Source organism: Gracilimonas sediminicola (assembly GCF_024320785.1).
Lineage (GTDB): Bacteria > Bacteroidota > Rhodothermia > Balneolales > Balneolaceae > Gracilimonas > Gracilimonas sediminicola.
Map to the genome: position 1 here is coordinate 1 of NZ_JANDBC010000003.1, position 15,864 is coordinate 15,864.

16 protein-coding genes are annotated in these 15,864 nt (G+C 44.0%); 11 read left to right on the top strand and 5 right to left on the bottom strand.

The window, feature by feature from the left end:
* Positions 1–631: FAD-dependent oxidoreductase (locus NM125_RS12970; RefSeq protein WP_255135377.1), on the top strand; the 631-nt coding region annotated here is incomplete at its 5' end.
* Positions 632–788: 157 nt separating this feature from the next.
* On the opposite strand, the gene NM125_RS12975 is transcribed toward NM125_RS12970, so the two are convergent.
* The gene (locus tag NM125_RS12975; RefSeq protein WP_255135378.1) at positions 789–1,247 is read right to left on the bottom strand and encodes a WapI family immunity protein; all 459 of its coding nucleotides are present in this window, start codon (positions 1,245–1,247) and stop codon (positions 789–791) included.
* Positions 1,248–1,474: 227 nt separating this feature from the next.
* Between NM125_RS12975 and NM125_RS12980 the strand changes: the two genes are divergently transcribed.
* Positions 1,475–2,437 (top strand): integron integrase, encoded by a 963-nt coding sequence (locus tag NM125_RS12980; protein ID WP_255135380.1) that lies wholly within the window; start codon positions 1,475–1,477, stop codon positions 2,435–2,437.
* Between the two features lie 622 nt (positions 2,438–3,059).
* On the opposite strand, the gene NM125_RS12985 is transcribed toward NM125_RS12980, so the two are convergent.
* The 3 genes from NM125_RS12985 to NM125_RS12995 are packed head-to-tail and all read right to left on the bottom strand — an operon-like array spanning position 3,060 to position 6,506.
* Positions 3,060–4,544 (bottom strand): class I adenylate-forming enzyme family protein, encoded by a 1,485-nt coding sequence (locus NM125_RS12985; protein ID WP_255135381.1) that lies wholly within the window; start codon positions 4,542–4,544, stop codon positions 3,060–3,062.
* Positions 4,545–4,548: 4 nt separating this feature from the next.
* Entirely contained in the window at positions 4,549–5,619 is a 1,071-nt protein-coding gene (gene menC / locus NM125_RS12990; protein ID WP_255135382.1) for an o-succinylbenzoate synthase, read from the bottom strand.
* Positions 5,619–6,506, bottom strand: coding sequence for a 1,4-dihydroxy-2-naphthoate polyprenyltransferase (locus NM125_RS12995; RefSeq protein ID WP_255135383.1), 888 nt, complete (start codon positions 6,504–6,506; stop codon positions 5,619–5,621). Before NM125_RS12995 ends, menC begins: the two co-directional genes overlap by 1 nt.
* 278 nt (positions 6,507–6,784) lie before the next feature.
* On the opposite strand from NM125_RS12995, the gene NM125_RS13000 reads away from it, so the two are divergent.
* From NM125_RS13000 to NM125_RS13030, 7 genes are all read left to right on the top strand, one after another.
* On the top strand, positions 6,785–8,959 hold the full coding sequence (locus tag NM125_RS13000; RefSeq protein WP_255135384.1) for a glutamine synthetase III family protein: 2,175 nt from the start codon (positions 6,785–6,787) through the stop codon (positions 8,957–8,959).
* Between the two features lie 142 nt (positions 8,960–9,101).
* The gene (locus tag NM125_RS13005; protein ID WP_255135385.1) at positions 9,102–10,358 is read left to right on the top strand and encodes a T9SS type A sorting domain-containing protein; all 1,257 of its coding nucleotides are present in this window, start codon (positions 9,102–9,104) and stop codon (positions 10,356–10,358) included.
* A 91-nt stretch (positions 10,359–10,449) separates the two neighbouring features.
* The gene (locus NM125_RS13010; protein ID WP_255135386.1) at positions 10,450–12,162 is read left to right on the top strand and encodes a peptidoglycan DD-metalloendopeptidase family protein; all 1,713 of its coding nucleotides are present in this window, start codon (positions 10,450–10,452) and stop codon (positions 12,160–12,162) included.
* Positions 12,163–12,164: 2 nt separating this feature from the next.
* A complete protein-coding gene (locus tag NM125_RS13015) occupies positions 12,165–12,503 on the top strand; it encodes a tRNA-binding protein (protein ID WP_255135387.1) in 339 nt (112 codons plus the stop codon).
* Between the two features lie 65 nt (positions 12,504–12,568).
* On the top strand, positions 12,569–13,021 hold the full coding sequence (locus NM125_RS13020) for a DUF2141 domain-containing protein (protein WP_255135388.1): 453 nt from the start codon (positions 12,569–12,571) through the stop codon (positions 13,019–13,021).
* An 88-nt stretch (positions 13,022–13,109) separates the two neighbouring features.
* Positions 13,110–13,373: a hypothetical protein gene (locus NM125_RS13025; protein WP_255135389.1), complete on the top strand. Its 264-nt coding sequence runs from the start codon at positions 13,110–13,112 to the stop codon at positions 13,371–13,373.
* 127 nt (positions 13,374–13,500) lie between these two features.
* Entirely contained in the window at positions 13,501–14,712 is a 1,212-nt protein-coding gene (locus NM125_RS13030; protein ID WP_255135390.1) for an ABC transporter permease, read from the top strand.
* A gap of 7 nt (positions 14,713–14,719) precedes the next feature.
* On the opposite strand, the gene NM125_RS13035 is transcribed toward NM125_RS13030, so the two are convergent.
* The gene (locus NM125_RS13035; RefSeq protein WP_255135391.1) at positions 14,720–15,052 is read right to left on the bottom strand and encodes a GNAT family N-acetyltransferase; all 333 of its coding nucleotides are present in this window, start codon (positions 15,050–15,052) and stop codon (positions 14,720–14,722) included.
* Between the two features lie 102 nt (positions 15,053–15,154).
* Here NM125_RS13035 and NM125_RS13040 point away from each other — a divergent pair, with 102 nt between their 5' ends.
* The gene (locus NM125_RS13040; RefSeq protein WP_255135392.1) at positions 15,155–15,397 is read left to right on the top strand and encodes a FitA-like ribbon-helix-helix domain-containing protein; all 243 of its coding nucleotides are present in this window, start codon (positions 15,155–15,157) and stop codon (positions 15,395–15,397) included.
* Complete coding sequence (locus NM125_RS13045) at positions 15,394–15,792, top strand: type II toxin-antitoxin system VapC family toxin (RefSeq protein ID WP_255135393.1); 399 nt, start codon at positions 15,394–15,396, stop codon at positions 15,790–15,792. Before NM125_RS13040 ends, NM125_RS13045 begins: the two co-directional genes overlap by 4 nt.
* The last annotated feature ends 72 nt before the right edge of the window (positions 15,793–15,864 follow it).

Genomic DNA, 15,864 nt, shown 5'->3' on the forward strand with positions numbered 1-15,864 from the left:
AGCCGATCAGATATTAGTTGCCACCGGCAGGCAGGGAAATACAGAGAACCTGAATCTTAAATCTAATGGAATTGACACCAAAGGACGAAATTACATTCCCGTTGATGAAACCATGCGAACCAAGACGTCCAACATCTTTGCCGCCGGCGATGTACTGGGCGAACGGCAGTTCGTTTATACGGCGGCCTATGAAGGTAAAATTGCGGCTGAAAATGCAATGAGAGATAGTCATGGAAAAGCCGATTTTTCAGTCTTACCGTGGGTTATTTTCACTGATCCACAGGTGGCCGGTGTGGGCATGGATGAACAGCAAGCGGAAGAAGCTGGACTTAACTATCAAGCAACGAAACTTACGCTGGACAATGTACCCCGATCCATTGCTGCGAGAGATACACGTGGTTTTATCAAGTTGATCCGAAACAAAGATAATGACCACTTGATTGGAGCTCGTATTTTGGCACCGGAGGGCTCGGAACTTTTGATGGAACTGGCTCTGGCGATTCGTCACGGGATAACCATTCAGTCACTTAAGTCGGAATTTCATCCCTACCTGACTCTTTCCGAAGGGATTAAGCTTGCTGCACTCACTTTCGACAAAGACGTGAAGAAGTTGAGCTGCTGTGCAGTTTAGATGTTTCCGGCTACTTCACGAATAGATGATTTTTGAAGGTTCTATAACGACCCAGCGCATAACGGGCGCGGAGATTATGAGTTAATTAACGATTAAAATTTATAAACAAGCAATTCTGATAACCAACAGCATGTCCGCGTCCCAGTTGATGCGCTTGTTATACGTTTTCTTCATTTTTTACAGGGTACTTTTTCAAAATCTCTTTGCAATCTAATATGATAGAGGACAGATATGATTGGTCAATATCGAAGGTGAACCAATGATCTTGATTCAAATGATCAGGAGTGATATATATTTTTAAAGTGCCACTTCCTTTATGCAATCTTATTTCAAATACTAAATTTGGTTCAAGGAATTTTAATTCTGCAACTCCACTAAGCTTTTGATTCAAGTCTTGGCAAACTGTTAACCATTTTTCTATTTCAGTAAGATGTACTATTGCACCATCTGTGTAAACGCTTGCTCCACTTTCTCCACAATAGGCCGATATATTTAACCAATTTCCATCCCAAAAATCATCTGATTTAGGAAACTGTCTTCCATGAACCCATAACTTGAATCGATTCATTTTCAAGTCTGGCTCACCAAACTTATTTAAAATATCAACCTTGGACATATTTAGGATTTAATGTAAAACGTATAACATATAATTATTTGGAATGAGGGAATGTGCAAAAATTCTTTATAAAATGACAAATGTGTTAATTATAAGTCCCTGATATCAATTGAAGTATGTTATCAGGAATTATATCCTCAAAAAATTCCGGATAATATTTCCTGATAAAATCTGTAAGGAATGGCTTTGAAACCGCTCTTACTTAAAAAGGCAAGTAAGAGTATCTCATGAAAAAACCAAAACTTTTAGAGCAAGTCCGTACCGAAATAAGACGCAGGAATTACAGCTACAAAACAGAAAACGCTTATACCAATTGGATCAGGAGGTTCGTAAAGTTTCATGATTTCAGGCATCCGGGCAAATTGGCTAAATCCGAGATCGTGGATTATCTGAATTACCTGGCCAACGATATAAATGTAGCAGCCTCCACCCAAAACCAGGCCTTGTGCGCTCTTGTTTTTCTATACGAGCATATACTCGAACAACCTTTCGGAACACTGGATGATCTGAAAAGAGCAAAGAAACCAAAACGCCTTCCTGTGGTACTTTCAAAAAATGAAGTAGCAAGGGTACTGCAACACCTATCGGGAGTAAAAAAGTTAGTTGTGCAGTTACTCTACGGCTCCGGATTCAGGATTTCTGAGGCACTCAGGCTTAGAGTTCACGATCTTGATTTTGAGTATCAACAGATCAATGTCAGAAATAGTAAGGGACTTCGTGATCGGGTGACCATATTACCGGAAAGATTGCAGCCTTTACTGAAGACCCATATTCAGAAAGTGAGAAACTTACACGCCAAAGATCTAAATAAGGGATATGGAAGCGTGGTACTGCCAAAAGCATTAAGACGAAAATACCCTAATGCAGAAACCGAATTGGGTTGGCAATATATATTTCCTTCTAAAACCAGGGCAAAAGATCCGCGGAGCGGTAAATGGCAGCGATACCATATTTCCGGCTCAACAATTCAGAAAGCAGTTAAAGAAGCATTCCATAAAGCCCAAATTAATAAGAAAGCGAGTTGTCATACATTTCGCCACTCCTTTGCAACGCATCTCCTTCAAAACGGCTACGACATCCGCACCGTACAGGAACTGCTGGGCCACAAAAACCTGAAGACGACCATGGTTTACACCCATGTAATAAATAAAGGCGGCAGCTACATCAAAAGCCCTGTAGATCTTATATAAATCGTCCATCGAAAATCGGTCACTCGATCATTCGCAATTCAAGATCCTGAAATAAATTCAGCATGACGACTTTGAAATGAATTGCGTGAGGGGATGATGCCAAAGCCAGAGAAAAGTATTTAAAATCAGGTATGGGCAAAAGATATATCAGAAATAGGCTCAAGAGATATTTTGGAGCGGATTAATTTATAACGGGGCGCACGTGATCAATAAAGGTGGCAACTACATCAAAAGCCCTGTAGATCTTATATAAATCGCCCATCGAAAATCGGTCACTCGATCATTCGCAATTCAAGATCCTGAAATAAATTCAGCATGACGACTTTGAAATGAATTGTGTGAGGGGATGATGCCATAGCCAGAGAAAAATATTTAAAATCAGGAATGGGCAAGAGATATATCAGAAACAGGCTAAAAATATATTTTGGAGCGGATTAATTTCTAACGGGGCGCACGTCATCAACAAAGGCGGCAACTACATCAAAAGCCCCGTGGATATTTTATAAATCGCCCATCGAAAATCGGTCGTTCGATCATTCGCTTATCAAATACCCGGATTCCGGGCTGCGCAGGAATGACAGGGTAGGGGCAGAAATGACGGGGAACGGAAAGAGTGAGGTCCTCACCCAAACTGCTTAACCAGCTCCCAGCGCTTCACTTTGCCGGTGCCGGTTTTAGGAAAGTCTTTAACGATCTTTAGCTCTTTGGGAATTTTGAAATCGGTAAGGTGAGATTTTAATTCTTCCCGGATTTCTTCCAGCTCGGGAGTTTTGCCGTTTTTCAGTGTAACTACAGCCGTTACTTTTTGGCCCCATTCTTCATCCGGCAGTCCGATCACCACGGCTTCATCAATGGTGGAGAGCTTACGCATGGCTTCTTCCACTTCGGCAGGGTTCACGTTTTCGCCGCCGGTAATAATCAGGTCGCTTCGGCGCGATTCAATGAACAGGTGCCCGAAGCCGTTCATGTGGCCATAGTCGCCGGTGTTAAACCAGCCGTCGTCATCAAAGCGGTTTTCGTTTTCGTTGCTGTCGTAATACCCGTCAAAAACCTGCGGGCCTTTCAGCCACAGGGCGCCCGACTGATTTTTACCGAGTACTTTTCCGTTGTCATCCCGGATCTGCATTTCATTTGGCGGGAAGGGCTTGCCTACGCTCTTGAGCGGCGTGTACATGCCTGAGGGAGCAAGCAGGGGATTGGCTATAATTTGGGCGCAGGTTTCCGTCATCCCGTAACTGGATACAATAGGAATGCCTCGCTCGGCCGATTTTTTCAGCAGGGTTTCTGAAATGGGTCCGCCACCCAACAAAATAGATTTAAATTCCCGGTGGGTTTTGAACAGCGGATCATCCAGCAGGCGCTTTAACATAGTGGGAACCAGGGAAGCGGCCTGAAAGCGTTTATTCTCGCCCAGGAATTCCTTCACCATTTCCTCATGAAATTCACCCAGGCGATAAATAGCTGTATCATAAATAACCGAACGAAGAATGATGGAAATGCCTCCAATGTGATTCAGGGGAAGACACAGCAGCCAAAAATGATTGGGGTCGGGTTTAAAATTTTGTGCAGAAGCTTCAGCAGCGCTTATAATCTGCCGGCGTTTAAGGGGAACTACCTTGGGCTTGCTGGTAGTACCTGAAGTAAAAAAGTAACCAAAGATCTGGGAGTCTTTAATGGAATCCGGTTCGGGAAGATCAATATTTCGGACATCATGCGTGAAAGCATTCAGGAAAAAATTCTCGTCCATCTTAACCACGTGGTCGTCTCCAAGTCGCCGCCGGTTTCCCGTATCGGTAAAAACGAGTACGGGTTTCAGCGCTTCGAGGTATTCCTTCAGTTCATCGTCTTTAACCTTGGGATTGATGGGAATGAAGGGGATGCCCAGCTTCCAGCAGGCGGCAATTCCGAATATCAGCATATCGCTCGACTCAGATAGAAAAGCAACGGGCCATTTGAGCGAATCGGCTTTTTCTTCAACCAAATCTTTGAAGAAAGCGGTGAAGCGTTCTAAATCACTGTAGGTGTACATGCCATGCTGAGAAGACAGAAACACGTGCGGCGCTTCCTTTTTCTTAAACTCAAACATATGTAACCGTGACTTAAACATATACTTAAAATAACTTTTTTAATCCTTCCATATCCAGTGAAATTCCCAGCCCGGCTTTTTCCGGGAACCGAATGACGGGATTGTTCATCCATTCATCCGAACTGATGTCATTGTCCAACAAACTTCCGGTCGCCAATCCATGTGCCCGTTTTTGATTTCCCAAACCCGCTGCAAGGATGGATGTCATTGCTCTTCCCACTGCTGATTCGAGCATAGTTGTAACCACCACTTCTATATTATGAGTATCTGCCGTACGTTTTGTTACGAAAATAGTATCGAATGTACCCAATAGCATAGGTTTTACAATAAACAGGCGGCCGGCCTTAAGCTCTGATAGTTCAGTGGCATCCTTTTTGTTCCGTAAAGATTCGTCTGCAGCAACGGGAGTTTTTATAGCTTCCTGAACAGCCGCCATATCTGAAAATTTATCTTTGTGAACCGGTTGTTCACAATACTCAATATTCAACGAATCCAACGCCTTCAGATTCTGTATGGCTTCGTCTTTGGTCCAGCTTTGGTTGGCATCAATCCTGATTGCCAGGTCCGGAAATTGGTGTCGGAGATCCTGCAATAATTTAAGTTCAGCATTAAAGTTCTTACCTACTTTTACCTTCAAGGTGGTGAAACCCTGCTCTGTTAAATCCTTTGCTTTGCTGATTACCTGTGCGGGTTCTTGTATGGAGAGGGTGGCATTTGCTTTTACAGACTCCGGAAAATCAGGAAAAAGAAAACGGCCCAACGGTTTATTGGCTTTCTTTGCTTCCAGGTCGTGCAAAAGAGCATCAATCCCAAAGCTGAGGGAAGGGAAGCGGTGAATTTGATCCAATACAGTCAGAGTTTGTTTACCTTCGCCTGTACGGATGCTTTCCTGCAGATGTTCATGATTAATTTTAAGGACTTCCTTAATCTGCTCCAAAGATTCCTCTGAAAAGCCGGGGAGAGGAGCAATTTCACCGTAAGCTTCAATACCGTCTTCCTTATAAACCAGGATAATACCTTCCCGGTGCGAAAACTCAGACCCGGCTGTCCGGAATGGTTGCTTGAAGGGAAGGCGGTATGTGTAGTACTTCAGCATTAATTCATCAGTATGCCGATGGATAGCAAAACACCAAAAATAACCATGTATTGGGCCGTTCGTTCAAGCATGGGGTTTAGTTGGGTTTTGTCTTGTTCTGTCCAAATTCTGTAGGTGTAATATCCCGCTAACGGCAGGCTTAGGTAAGGCAACATAATCCACAAATTATAACCCAGTTGCACATAAAAATGAGGTGGGATGGCAAAGGCCAGCGCAATCATCATCAGGTACTCAAATTTCAGGGTAATTTCCCCAAACAGAACACCGATGGTACGCTTCCCGGATTTCCGGTCTTGCTCAACATCCCTGAGATTGTTGACGACCAGGATGTTCACACAAAGTCCACCCACGGCAAGGGATGCCCAGAAAGAAGCTCCCGACCATTCAAGGGCATTCACATAATAAGTAGTCATAACCGCTACAATCCCGAAAAAGATAAACACAAAAATATCCCCCAGCCCATTATAACCCAGAGGGAAAGGTCCACCCGTGTAAAGAATTCCAAAAATCAGGGATAGAACTCCGATCGCTAAGACCACCCACCCGGCAGCCCAAACCAGGTAGAGTCCGAGTACAAAAGCCAGTCCCATAGTGAGGATGGTAGCTTTTTTCATGGCATCAGCAGAAATCAGTCCGGCCGCCGTTGCCCGCCGGAAGCCTATGCGTTCGTCCGTGTCGGAGCCTTTCACAAAGTCGAAGTAGTCGTTGGCGAAATTGGTACCTATTTGTATAAGGAATGCACAGATCAGGGCGACCGATGTATTGACCCAGTTCAGGGAGTGAGACTGCCAGGCGAGGGAGGCTCCAACTAAAACGGGAACAAGCGCAGCAGCAAGGGTTTGTGGGCGGGCGGCTTCAACCCAAAGAGCAAATTTTGATTCTTTCAACGGGAAAAATTCGGTGATTTATTGTGGATAACTTATTCGATGAAGATACAACTTTTGACAGGGGCTTAAAAAGTGAAGTCAATTCATTTTCTGGAAAAATATATTAAGCCAAACTCCGGCTGGAAGCGCTTCTAAGTAAAATAATTAAGTTGAGAATAAAAAATAGTTACTTTTATTAATTGTTAAAAAAGAAATGACTTAATTATTTGCGTATAATTAATAGGTAGCTTTATATTTGGTCGTCATTTTTACTTAATAACAAAATTATTTTAACAATCATGACCAAAGTCGCACAACGCTACGATAACTTAGCCGCCGCCCGGAACTTCAAGCCCGGGAAAGCCAAAAACTCAACGATGGATATCCCTGAAATTTTCGGGGAGAATACGCTGACTCTCGACAAGCTGGAAGAACGCCTTCCCAAAGCAGCCTGGAAAGATCTTCAGAAAACAATTGATGAAGGGGAGTCTCTGAATATTGATGTTGCCGATGCCGTTGCTTTGGCCATGAAAGACTGGGCTACCGAAAAAGGCGCTACCCACTTTACCCACTGGTTTCAGCCGTTAACCGGATCAACTGCTGAAAAGCATGACAGTTTTATTACGCCTAACCAGGGTGGAGGCGCCATGGCAGTATTCTCCGGAAAGGATTTGATTCAGGGGGAGCCGGATGCCTCCAGCTTTCCGAGCGGTGGTTTACGCCCCACTTTCGAAGCACGCGGTTACACAGCCTGGGATCCAACATCTCCGGCTTTTTTAATAGAAAATCAAAATGGAACCTATTTGTGTATCCCAACCGCCTTTGCTTCCTGGAAGGGAGAGGCGCTGGATCATAAGACCCCTCTGCTTCGCTCCAGTGATGCACTGAATAAAGCCGCAAAAGCAGCATTGAAGTTATTCGGCATCGAGTCCAAAAAGGTGAACTCTACTGTTGGATGTGAGCAGGAGTATTTTTTAATAGATCAGGAATTCGTGTACCGCCGCCCTGATATTTTGACTTCCGGCCGTACCCTGGTGGGCGCTAAACCGCCGCGCGGACAAGAATTGGATGATCATTACTTCGGCTCTATTCCCGAGCGTGTGCTTTCGTTTATGCTGGAGGCCGAGAAGGAATTATACAAGCTGGGCATTCCGGTTAAAACCCGTCATAACGAAGTAGCTCCGAGTCAATATGAGCTGGCCCCGATTTTTGAAATGTCTAACGTTGCAGCCGATCACCAACAGCTCACCATGATGGTGCTCAAAAAAGTAGCCAAGAAATACGGGCTTGAGTGTCTGCTTCACGAAAAACCGTTTGACGGGCTGAACGGAAGCGGTAAGCACTTAAACTGGTCGCTTTCAACAGCAGAAGGGGATAACCTACTGGAGCCGGGAGAAAGTCCGCACGAAAACATGAAGTTCTTGTTCTTCTTCACGGCCGTGCTGCTGGGCGTATATCGTCACCAGGATCTGTTGCGAATTTCGGTTGCCCATGCCGGAAATGACCATAGGTTGGGTGCCAATGAGGCCCCGCCGGCAATCATTTCTTCCTTTATTGGCGACCAGCTGAATGATATTGTTGAGCAGCTGATCAGTGGTGGTGCCAAGAGCTCGAAGCAAGGCGGTTTGCTGGGACTTGGAAGTCCGGTTCTTCCACACCTGCCGAAGCATGCCGGCGATCGTAACCGAACTTCTCCTTTTGCTTTCACCGGAAATAAATTTGAATTCCGTGCCTTGGGCTCCAATCAGTCACCTTCCTTCCCCATTGTGGTTTTAAATACCATTGTTGCCGAAGCCATAGAAGATATGACTGAAGATCTGAATAAAGCCAAGAAAGGGGATTCTATTGAAAAAGCTCTTGCTAAGGTATTGAGCAACCGTCTGAAGGAATGCAAAGCTGTTATTTTCAATGGAGACGGATATTCAGATGAATGGCAGGATGAAGCAAAAGAACGTGGTTTGCTTAATTTGAAAACCACACCGGATGCTTTGCCCTATCTCACGGAAAAAGAGAACATTTCTCTGTTCAAAAAATATAAAGTATTGAACAAGAAAGAGATGCTTTCCCGAAAAGAGATCTGGACGGAGCAGTACATCACCACCCGCACTATTGAGGTGGATACCATTGAATCCATAGCCAAAACGATGATTTATCCTGCTGTGGTTCGGTATATTGGGGAACTCAGCAAAGCTGTGGATCAAACAAAAGCGCTGGGATTAGATCATTCAGGGTCTCTCAATATGCTTAATAAAGTGAATGACGGGCTGAACAGGCTGAACACTGCTCTTGAGAAGCTGGCTGAAGTTCAGGGCAAACTGTCTTACAAAGATACTTCCGATCACGCCAGGAAAGTGGAAACGGATGTGCTTCCGATTATGAAAGATATTCGGGATGCCATCGACTTTTTAGAGCGATATGTGGCTGATGACTACTGGCCGCTTCCGGTGTACCGCGAGATGCTCTTTATTAAGTAAAGCTCTCCAATATTTAATTCTACTCAGCCCTGTTTCCGAAAGGAGGCAGGGCTTTTTTTCTAATTTTATATTTCCCTTTTTTCAATCATATTCGATTTATGACAGCTTAATGTCATATAACAACCAAATACAAGAGGGGTATATGTTTGACAGAACTATAAATACCATTGTAGCCGGTTTAGTCGTGCTTTTCCTGACTTCCGGCGTAGAACTACAGGCTCAATCATCGGTAGATGACGGCCGTAAATCAAAGAAATCTGCACTGCTATTCAAGCATTCAGATAAACCTTTATTACCATCAGATGTACTGAATGCGAGATTTAAAACTGATAATGATATCGGAAGGAGCACCATGCAATGGGCTTCAGAAGAAGGCTGGATGGATGCATACCGAATTACCTATTCGTACAGCACCGACCGGCTGACCATTACCCAAAACTGGCAGATTTACGACGGTGAAGGCTGGGTTGGTGATGGCGCTTATATATTTACATTTTCAGAAGAGGGATATCCGTTGAGTTATTCTTTTGAGTTCGGGGGAGATGTGTTTTCTGAAGTATTTCATTACTCAGCCGGAAGACTGGACTCGGCTACCTTCAGTGAAACTTATGAAGGGGCATCTTATTCAGAAAAAATCGAGCTCGAATACGTTACCGACGACTCGATCCAAATATACAGCACCGTCTTTAGTGAAGGAGGTCAGCCTGAACTAACCGGTTATTTCGTAAACCGGGAAGATGCCTTTGTTGAAGTGTACTATGAAACCGAGTACACCGACAGGTACATCTATTCAGGTATAGATTTTGATGAGTATTTAACCAATGTATTCAATGAGTTCTTTTTCGTGGAGATGTATAACGATGAATACTATGAGGGTGATGATGTTTGGATACCGTATTCAAGAACTACCCTGGCTTATGACGGGCAACTTGTTATCGAAGTAGAAGAAGAATACTTCTATGAAAGCGAAGGGGAGTGGATGGCTGAATACAGAAACACCTTTACCTACGAAAACGGGAAGATTGCAGAAGACCTGGCAACCTATTCTTTTGACGGAATGAACTGGGATGACGAAAGCCGGACATTGTATGAGTACGGAATGGTTACTTCTATTGATGAGGTAAATGACGATATCTCCACCTTTAAACTTTCCCAAAACTACCCGAACCCGTTCAACCCCACTACACAAATAGCCTACGAGATATCGGCTCCCGGCAAAGTATTGCTGGAAGTGTACAATGTGTTGGGCGAACGTGTGGCTACATTGGTTAATGCCAATCAGGTAGCCGGTGAGTATGTAGCGGGCTTCAATGCATCCGGGTTTCCAAGTGGGATCTACTACTACAAACTGGTATCAGGGCAACACCAACAGGTACGTTCGATGACGCTTATCAAGTAAGCTTAGTTTTATACTGATGAAACCTTAAAAAAGCCCTACTTTCTGAAAGGAAAGAAGGGCTTTCTTTCTTTTACCAACATAATGAGTTCCTATGAAATCACTTTTACTGTTTATCGCCTTTCTGGTTCTTGCCAATCCATTTATAAACGCCCAGGACAGAATGCCGGACGGCGGCGGCCTTTATCAACCGCCCACTGATCATATGACTGAAGAAATGCGGTCAAGTATGACCGAGCAGCTGCAACAGAATATAGACAGCCTCAAAGCTATGGGCAGAATTTCTACTGCCAAAACCATCGATATTAAATTGGGCTGGCCGCTGCGCGGGCAAGATCATTTATTTGATTTCGATTACCACGGGGTTTCCAATTTTGTGGATTTAAATAACTCCTTCCCCAATCAAATAACAGATTATACCTGTGGTTCACGGAGCTATGATCTGGAAAGCGGATACAATCATGCCGGTACCGATTTTTTTACCTGGCCTTTTGCGTGGAATAAAGTTCAGAATGATGATGTAGCCGTGGTTGCAGCCGCCCCCGGAGTGATTATTCAAAAGATTGATGGCAATCAGGATCAGAGTTGTTCTTTCAACAACACGCAGTGGAATGCGGTTTATGTTCGACATTCCGATGGTTCGGTGGCCTGGTACGGACACCTTAAAACAAACTCTACAACCGAAAAAAATGTAGGAGATAATGTTACAGAAGGGGAGTACCTCGGCATTGTAGGTAGTTCCGGGAACTCAACCGGTCCGCATCTTCACTTTGAACTTCATGATGAAAATGGCGCTATTGTAGATCCATTTGAAGGAGCTTGTAATTCTATAGATGAAAGCCTTTGGCATGATCAGCGGGACTATTATGATTCCGGCCTGAATGCCCTTAGGACTCATGGTTCGGCGCCTGTCTTTAATCAATGCCCTACGCCGGGTATCCCAAATTTTAAAGATGCCTTTTTGAAAGGTGACCAAATTATTAATGCTATTTACTATCGGGATCAGCTGGAAGGGCAAACGGCTTTTTATTCCGTGAACCGTCCATCGGGGCAAACGCTATGGAATTGGAGTCATGCCCTTTCTGAAATCCCTCATTACTCCGCCTCATATTGGTATTGGCAAAATGATTTACCCGTGATGGCCGAAGAAGGGGTTTGGGAATTCAGGGTTTCATTCCTGAATGAGGTCTATACTCATCAGTTTACGGTAAGTGATGGAAACACCAGGCCGATTCAGGTTCACCTTCAAAACCCGCAGAATGATACCGAGATAACCGGAAATGAAGTGATTTTGCGTTGGCTTCCGTTGGCCGATGCGGATGAATATGAGCTGGAGCTTGCCATGGACAATGAATTTTCGGAGATAGTGAATTCATACCAACCTACTGACAGAGAACTGCTGGTGGGGGATCTTTCGGAAGGGGAAAATTTTTACTGGAGAGTACGAGCAAAAAATTCGGTAGGCACGGGAGACTGGTCTGAAACCGGAACATTCAACACCGGTGTTTCTACATCTGTTACAGAACCTTTTGCAGACTATCCGGATCAGTATCACTTATATCAAAACTACCCGAACCCGTTTAATCCGACCACTCAAATTCAGTACATCTTGCCAAAAAGAAGTACAGTTAAGCTTGCCGTTTACAGTGCTTTGGGTAAAGAAGTATCACTTTTGGTGAATGAAGTTCAGAACCGGGGAAGCTTCCATGTTACTTTTGATGCCTCACTCTTACCGAGCGGAATTTATTATCTGAAATTACAAACCGAGTACTTTACCGAAGTCAAACCTATGACGCTGATCAAGTAGTTATGAAAGAAATTAGCTGGGCAGACTTTGAAAAAGTAGAATTACGAACGGGTACTGTTGTCGAAGCTGAGGCATTCCCTGAAGCCCGAAAACCGGCTTATAAACTGACGGTAGATTTTGGAGAGGAGATCGGTATACGTAGATCATCGGCCCAAATAACGAAGCAGTATGGCCTTAAAGAATTGAAGGGAAAACAGGTGATTGCGGTCGTAAACTTTCCACCAAAGCAGATTGGACCGTTTATGTCTGAATGCCTGGTAACCGGTTTCCCGGATGAAAATGGCGATGTGGTACTTGCCGTTCCGGACAAAAAAGTGCCCAACGGAATGAAACTATTTTAGTTTATTTAGGTTTCATAAATTCATCACTCCCAATAATTTTCATCTACAAACCTGTTTTACCAACGATGAAACACTTCCTGTTTCTTAGTGCTTTTTTACTTACTTCATTCACGCTTTGGGCCCAGGAAATATCCTATCCGGAAGACGAGCGAAGAATGTCCACCTTTGAACTGAAAATTGAGGGTATCGATAGAGTTGAGGGGGAGATCAGGATTGCCCTTTTTGATTCGGAGAAGGAGTATAATAAGAAAGAAAATCCACTCTACGCCGTGGTGCTATCTGTTGATGATGAAACAATTACCTGGTCGCAGGACAGCCTGTATTTTGGAGAATACGCCATTGCCGTATATCATGATAAAAACGAGAACGGTGAGCTCGACTCCAACTTACTCGGTATCCCCAAAGAAGCTTACGGCTTTTCGAATAATGCCCGGGGACGTTTTGGTCCGGCTTCCTGGAAAGATGCTCACTTCAGCATCAATTCTGAAAGATCAACCATGGCAATAGAGATTAAATAATCAGGCTTAGCGGTTGATGCTCATCTACTTGTAAGAAACATCCGTTTTCTACATATTCCCCGACTACCATTAATTAACGGAGACTACTATGGAAAATATCCAAGGGGAAACAGCACCGGTAATGAGTCTTAAAGACTGGGTTATTTCGGTTTTAATTTCATTCATTCCGGTTATCGGGTTTATTATGCTGTTAGTTTGGGCATTTAGTGACAGCACCAATCCAAATAAAAAGAATTGGGCTAAAGCAACACTGATCATATTTGCGACAGGATTTGTACTCTACCTGGTGTTCGCATTCATTTTCTTTGGGGCAATGATGTCGGCAGGTGCCGGAGGGTTTGATTCGATGTAACCGGCAGCAAGACTCACTTATTAATTAAGCCCCGTGTACTATTGTGTGCGGGGCTTTTGTTTTTTATGAAGGTGAAACAATGGAAGAATGCCGGCGTAAATCCATCTGAATCCACATCCCATACTTTATGCAGCAGATTATAAAATCGGTTTCCATTGCCCTTCAGAATATCAAAGCCAATCCCTTACACACCTTTTTATCCACGCTTGGAATCATTATCGGGGTGGCTTCTTTAGTAGCCATACTTGCCCTTGGTGACGGATTGGAGCAAACGGGCCGGGAGCAAATCGAGACTACAACCTCAGTACAAATGATGTCGGTAACCCCCAGAACAGTAGATCTTGTAAATGATGTGAGGGTTCCCAGAGATACCGTTTATGAATTTGGAATTGCAGAGGCACGAGCGATTGAAGAAATAGTAAGTGAATGGGGGTACACCGAACTGCTTGCTCAAAGCTCCCGCCTGGCTACGCTACAGGACTCTTCGTTGGCAATTTATATTCAGGCCACCTTAGATAACGTTCCTCATTTCACTGAATCTGAAATCAATGGGAGATATTTCAATCGTGCTGAAGTAGAGAGTGCCGCCCGGAAAGCTGTACTTACCGCACCTTTGGCTCGAAAATGGTCACCGGATAGCGAACTTTTGATTGGAGAAACCATCACCTTTGAAGGAACAACCTTTGAAATCATTGGGATTTTGGAAGAAGAGTCACGAGGCGCTCAGGTGATGATTCCCATGAGTACATACCGGCCGGTAGTGAAAGGGAGTAATCCCGCCAACCTGGTATTCAAAAGCCGGAAAGTGGAAGATATTCCCCAAATGAGAGCGGAAGTTGAAGCCTGGCTGGATCAAAACTATACAGAAGGTACAGAGGCCTTTTCGGTATTTACGTATGAGGGAAGGGTGGAGCAGTTAAGTCAGGGCATACTGGTTTTTAAACTGGTGATGGGAGCGATTACCGGCATTTCCGTACTGGTTGGCGGGATTGGAATTATGAACGTACTGCTCATTTCTGTAACCGAACGGACCAGGGAAATCGGAATCCGAAAAGCCACGGGGGCCCGAAAGAAAGATATCGTGATGCAGTTTATTTCGGAGTCAGTGACCATTTCCATCGTGGGGTGCATCATCGGATGGGTGGTAGGAGTTCTCGGAGTATTCGGGCTGGTCGAACTGATAAACCGATTTACCGACTTTGGATTTCAGGCGGCTCTTAGCGTAGATACGGTAGGGGTAGTTTTAATCGTAGCTATTATTGTGGGGATGGTTTTTGGAACTTATCCTGCCTGGAAAGCAGCTAATTTGACCCCTGTGGATGCTATCCGGCATGAATGAAAATTGGTTAAGTCACATCCCTGATCTCAGGATTCTTGCTAAAAACAGAGCGTGCAAAAGGACACAGCGGTAATATCTTCAGGTTATTTTCCCGGGCAAATTCCACAGCTTGATAAACCAGTTTCTTTCCTAATCCTTCACCGCGCGCTTCATCGGCTACCTCGGTATGATCAATGATAATACGTTCAGGTCCGGCTTTGGAGTAGGTCATTTCGGCAACTCGTTTACCTTCTCGTTCTATGTAAAAGGAGCCTTTGGTTTCAGCGGTATCGTGTTTTATTTGCATCGGGTATAATTTGAAGTTCCATACTTTTCTCTGGTGATGCAGAGAATCTAACATAATTAGTTGTAAATGAAAGCTAAGAAGACAACGAATATGGCAGCTTTGCAATAAAGGTGAATTTTATTAGTTTCATAATGAAACCAAAATGAAACTACTGAAATGCCTACAAATATTACCATTAAAGGGATTCCGGATGATGTGTACGAAAGCATCAGGAAGAAAGCGGAGTTAAATCATCGCAGCATTAACAGTGAAGTAATAGTAAACCTGAAAAAAGCAGTTCAAAGTACGCCGGTTGATTCCCGCCACATTATTGAACAGGCAAAAAAACTCAGAGAAAAAGCCAAAGGTTCATTGTCTTTGAAAGAGGTACAGCTTGCCATTGAAGAAGGCCGCCCGTGATAGTAGCTGATACCAATGTACTAGCCAGTTTGTGTTTGCCTAACGGGATGGAAGAAATAGCTGATCAGGTGATGGAAAAGGATCCGGAATGGATTGCACCCGTTCTGTGGAAACCGGAATTCCGGAATGTTCTGGCACTGTATTTCAGAAAAGAAATCTTTGATCTCCCAACCATTCTGCAAATCATGGAGCAGGCTGAAGCCTTAATGACATCGAATGAATTTCAGGTAAACTCAACACAGGTACTCAGTTTTGTAAAAGATTCCACCTGCTCAGCTTATGATTGTGAATTCATTGCACTGGCAGACGATGCAGGAGTGCCACTGCTAACATTTGACCAGAAGATTCTCACTGAATTCCCATCTTTAGCTATACACCCCAAAAGCTTTGTCTGAGTATTGAGAATATCAACAAGAGATTGCAAGCTGATATTGTTTCACTAAAATGCTTTGTGGTTTAGAGCTTTC